Raw genomic sequence first — 4,916 nt, forward strand, 5'->3', positions numbered from 1 at the left:
CCCCGAGCCGATGCCGGTGATCGAAGCCGCCAGCGTCTGGCTGCGGTCCGCGTTGGTCGTGCGCTCGACAAACAGACGATCTTCCTCCGCCCGCATCCGGCCGGCCAGATCGTCGATGTGTTTCATGGTATCGCGTCCGATGCCCTCGCGCACGATCTTGGCGGCATCGCTCATGCGCTTCGACCGGGCCAGTTCGTTCGTCGTACGGAATTCCTGAATCCGCTGCTCGTAGAGCGGCATCATTTCGTTGATGAGCCTCCTTTGAACCGGATTGTTGGTGATAAGTTGGCTCAGCTTCGTCAACGCCGGCGTCAGTTCGGATATGGCTTGCTCAAAATCGGTCTGAAAATCCGGCCGCAATGTCGCCAGATAGCCGCGCTGTGCGCTTTCGGCACGCCGCAACTGCAGTTGGACGAGCGATATCTGGTTTTCAACCTCAAGGGTGCGCTGAACGGCGCGCGCGTCCTCGCGCGCGTTGTTTACGAGATGGACCGAACCGGCGCTGATGGCGGTCAACACCAAAAGTCCCGCCGCAAGCAGCAGGATGTGCCCCACGGCGCGCCTGCGCTGGGCATCAGCGGTCACGGTGATCTCGCGTCATAGACAAACGGAACAAACGCCCCTGCAAACCCCTATATACCCCAACGTACGATGGAACCCGTCGGTTCCAAGCGCCATCGAATATTTCAGTAGGCCTTGTCGCTCAGGGATCTAACGGTCCACCGGTTGGCCGGCGAGGTACTGCTCGAGCCAGTGAATGTGGTAGTCGCCGTTGATGATGTCGGCCTCCCGGACCAGCGCCCGGAACAGCGGCAGGGTGGTTTCGATGCCGTCGACCACCATCTCGTCCAGCGCTCGGCGCAGCCGCATCAGGCATTCGGCGCGGGTCTTGCCGTGCACGATCAGCTTGCCGACGAGGCTGTCGTAATAGGGCGGGATGACGTAGCCCTGATAAACGGCGGAATCGATCCGTACGCCGAGCCCGCCGGGCGGGTGGAATTGCGTGATCCTGCCGGGGGAGGGGCGGAAGGTCTGCGGGTTTTCCGCATTGACGCGGCATTCGATGGCATGCCCGATGATGGCGATCTCTTCCTGCTTTGCGGGCAGGTCGCCGCCGGCGGCGATGCGAATCTGCTCCAGCACAAGGTCGATGTCGGTGATGCTCTCGGTGACGGGATGCTCGACCTGGATGCGGGTGTTCATCTCGATGAAATAGAACTCGCCATCCTCATAGAGAAATTCGATGGTGCCGACGCCGAGATATTTCATGTCCTGCATCGCCTTGGCGCAGGTCTCGCCGATCCTGGCGCGGGCGGCGGCGGCGAGAACCGGCGAGGGGCCTTCTTCCCAGACCTTCTGGTGGCGGCGCTGCAGCGAGCAATCGCGCTCGCCGAGATGGATCGCACCGCCGCGGCCGTCGCCGAGAATTTGAATCTCGATGTGGCGCGGCTTCTGCAGGTATTTTTCCAGATAGACCGAGGCGTCGCCGAACGCCGACTTGGCTTCATTGCCCGCCGTCGTCAGCGCCATCATCAGATCGTCGGCGGTTCGCGCGACCTTCATGCCGCGCCCGCCGCCACCGGCGGCAGCCTTGACCAGCACGGGGAAGCCGATTCCCTTGGCGATCGCCATCGCGTCGTCGTCGGAAGTGACCGCGCCGTCGGAGCCGGGCACCACCGGGATGCCCAATCTCTTGGCGGTCTTCTTGGCTTCGATCTTGTCGCCCATCAGGCGGATGTGTTCGGCCTTCGGGCCGATGAAATGCAGATTATGGTCGGCGAGGATTTCGGCGAAGCGCGCATTCTCCGACAGGAAGCCGTATCCGGGATGTACGGCATCCGCGCCCGTGATCTCGCAGGCTGCGAGCAGCGCGGGGACGTTGAGATAAGAGTCCTTTGACGGCGGCGGCCCGATGCACACGCTCTCGTCGGCGAGCCGTACATGCATGGCATCGGCGTCGGCGGTGGAATGCACCGCGACGGTGGAGATGCCGAGCTCCTTGCACGCGCGCAGCACGCGGAGCGCGATCTCGCCGCGATTGGCTATCAGAATCTTGTCGAACATCGCAGCGCCTGACGTTGACGAATTTTATTCAATGATCACGAGCGGCTCGCCGAACTCGACCGGCTGGCCGTCCTCGACGAGAATTTGCGTCACCGTGCCCGCGCGCGGCGATGGGATCTGGTTCATCGTCTTCATCGCTTCGATGATCAGCAGAGTCTGGCCGGCCGATACCTTGGTGCCGACCTCGATGAACGGCTTGGCGCCGGGCTCCGGCGCCCAATAGGCGGTACCGACCATCGGCGAGGGGACCACGCCCGGATGCTTGGCCAGATCGGCGCCCGCCGGCGCGACGGCCGCCGCACCAGCCGGCATCGGCTGGAAGCTTGCCGGCATCGCCGCCGACACGCTGATATTGCGCGCGACCCGCACCCGCAAACCGGCGCGCTCGATCTCGATCTCGGTCAAGCTGGTCTCGTCCAGCAACAGCGCGAGTTCGCGAATGAGCGCGCTGTCGTCGCTCTGCAGATTTGCGGCTGATTTGTCCGCTGACTTGTTGTCGGGCTGGCGGGCCATGCTCTTGATCCGGAATTCTCGATGTGGGTGACGGCTTAAGCGTCAGGCTTGGTGTCGGTCGACGTCAGGTTTTGAAGTCAGGTTTTGGCCTTGACGCCGAGTTTGGCGGCAAGCCCTGATATTGCGAGCCGATAGCCATCGATGCCGAAGCCGCAGAGCGATGCGAAGGCGGCCATGGCCGTGAAGGAGTGGTGGCGGAAGCTCTCGCGGGCGTGGATGTTGCTGATATGCACTTCGACCGTCGGAATTTTCACCGCGACCAGCGCATCATGCAACGCGATCGAGGTGTGCGAGTAGCCGCCGGCGTTGATGATGATGCCGACCGCCTTCTTCGCATGAGCGTCGTGGATGAAATCGATCAGCTCGCCCTCGCGGTTGGACTGGCGGCAATCGACCTTAAGGCCGAATTGCGCCGCTGTTTCCGCGCACAGCTTTTCGACATCGGCGAGCGACGCATGGCCATACTTTTCCGGCTCGCGCGTCCCCAACATGTTGAGGTTCGGGCCGTTGAGCACATAGATCGTCGCGGCAGAGGCTTGGGCCATCCGGATTCCAGCAAATGGGGGCAGGCAGGTCGCGGGGTTATAGGTAACAACGGGCCCAAGGGGAAGCCTCTAGGCCGCTCTGGACCCCCTTCAAAAGCCTCATCCTGTTCATAAAAAGGCGAACAGAACCTTCTGAAACTGTTCCGTTAACCAATGTTCGGAGAACCGGCACCGCAACCGGGCGGCCGGATCATCCCACGTTACCGCCGGTTCTGGCCCTGCAGGCGCGAGGCCACTGCGGAAATTGTACTGCCCGAGATGCAGCACCTTGCATTGCAGATAGAACCGCGCGCTCGGCCTACTTAGGTTGCTGGTTGCCGGTCGGCTTGTTCTCTGGCGACGTGAGCTTGATTGCCGGCGCGGGCTTTGCTGACGCAGCCTGCTTGGCGTGGTTCGGAGGAGTGGGCCTCTGCGCAATCGGCGACGAGGACGGCTCAGGCGCGGCGGGGGCGGACGATCCGACGCCGACGGAGATGCCGAACAGCCGCCACTGCCCGTTCACCGGCGCGAATGACAGGTCGAAATTGACCTGGGTCGGTACCGATGGAAAGAAGCCTGCCATACCCATCAAGCCGTTGGCCTCGATCTGCGGCAACAGATTGAGCTGTGGATCGATCACGGCAACGCCTGAGAGATCGAGGTTGTCGCTGCGCAGCTTGGCGAAGATTTCGCCAAGCCGCGCCGCTGTGTTGGTCTGGAAACCCGGCGCGCCGATGTCGCGCAGCACCGTGTAGTTGCCGGTTTTGTTGGCCTGATCCAGCGCGAGCAGCGTCGAGCGGATCAGGATGATCACCCCGTTGCGATCGATCTGCGCGGGCTTGGGAGCGGCCGGCGTCTCCGCCTGCGCGCGGGATCCGCATGCGATCACGACCGCTGCCAGCAAGATAGCAGCGAGGATTCGCCCGCGACTAGTTTTCGCCCTCACCACGCGAATGTCACGCCGGCCCGTCCGCCGACGCCGCCCTGCGCAAAGCCCGCGGCGACACCGCCATTGACGACCACATATTCGCTCAACCGCATCTGGGCGCCCAGGCTCATGGCATTCTGGCCGCGGAAGGTGCCCCAGTTTGTCGAGATCGCGAACTTCTTGTCCGACGGCAGCGCGGAGCCGCCCATGGCGATGGCAATCGCCGTTCCCTCAAAGGCCTGGCGCATCTGTGTCTGCAGCGTGGCCACGTTCGATTGCAGCAGGGAGATATCCTGGCCGCTGAAACCTGCCGCGGCGAGATTGCCGTTGGCGTCGGTGGTCACGAGCGAGGTCGGGCCGGATTGAGCAGCAAGGCTTGCCGCCGAGGTGATGCCGGACATCCGATAGGTGTTCGACGCGGTGCCGATCGAGACCTGGTTGACGGCCGTCGTCGTAGCGCCGTTGCCGATAGCGGTCGAATTGCTGAACGCCGCGGTGGCGCCGGCGCCAAGCGCGGTCGCGCCGGTGGCAGTGGCTTGGCTTGCCTGGCCGATCGCGGTGGTGGCATCGCCAGTGGCGTTGCTGTTTTGGCCATAGGCGCTGGCGGTTGCGCCGTTGGCAATGCTGTTCTGGCCGGTCGCGGTTGCGAACTCGCCCGTCGCGGTGCTCGCGACGCCCATCGCGGTGGCGTTGCGGCCGCTCGCGAGGCTATTCTGTCCTGTAGCAGTCGCGTAGTCACCGTTCGCCAGGCTTAGCGTGCCGGTCGCGGTCGCGCCCGCGCCATTCGCCTGACTGCTGCGGCCGGTCGCGGTTGCGAACTCGCCCATCGCGATGCTCGCGGCGCCCGTCGCGGTGGCGTTGCGGCCGCTCGCGTAGCTGTTCTGTCC

6 protein-coding genes are annotated in these 4,916 nt (G+C 63.9%); all 6 read right to left on the bottom strand.

The annotated features are described in order from the left end of the window. A partial coding sequence (locus CP49_RS48275; protein ID WP_245311045.1) for a CHASE3 domain-containing protein occupies positions 1-585 on the bottom strand: 585 nt, incomplete at its 3' end. 126 nt (positions 586-711) lie between these two features. Beyond that, positions 712-2,064 (bottom strand): acetyl-CoA carboxylase biotin carboxylase subunit, encoded by a 1,353-nt coding sequence (accC, locus tag CP49_RS35430; RefSeq protein ID WP_057854748.1) that lies wholly within the window; start codon positions 2,062-2,064, stop codon positions 712-714. A 24-nt stretch (positions 2,065-2,088) separates the two neighbouring features. Further along, positions 2,089-2,577: an acetyl-CoA carboxylase biotin carboxyl carrier protein gene (accB, locus tag CP49_RS35435; protein ID WP_057854749.1), complete on the bottom strand. Its 489-nt coding sequence runs from the start codon at positions 2,575-2,577 to the stop codon at positions 2,089-2,091. A 77-nt stretch (positions 2,578-2,654) separates the two neighbouring features. After that, complete coding sequence (gene aroQ / locus CP49_RS35440) at positions 2,655-3,122, bottom strand: type II 3-dehydroquinate dehydratase (RefSeq protein WP_057854750.1); 468 nt, start codon at positions 3,120-3,122, stop codon at positions 2,655-2,657. A 298-nt stretch (positions 3,123-3,420) separates the two neighbouring features. Continuing rightward, positions 3,421-3,990, bottom strand: coding sequence for a hypothetical protein (locus CP49_RS35445; protein ID WP_245311046.1), 570 nt, complete (start codon positions 3,988-3,990; stop codon positions 3,421-3,423). Positions 3,991-4,043: 53 nt separating this feature from the next. Further along, positions 4,044-4,916: YadA-like family protein (locus CP49_RS35450; protein ID WP_197423337.1), on the bottom strand; the 873-nt coding region annotated here is incomplete at its 5' end.

The sequence above is a fragment of the Bradyrhizobium valentinum genome, from assembly GCF_001440405.1.
In the GTDB taxonomy this organism is placed as follows: domain Bacteria; phylum Pseudomonadota; class Alphaproteobacteria; order Rhizobiales; family Xanthobacteraceae; genus Bradyrhizobium; species Bradyrhizobium valentinum.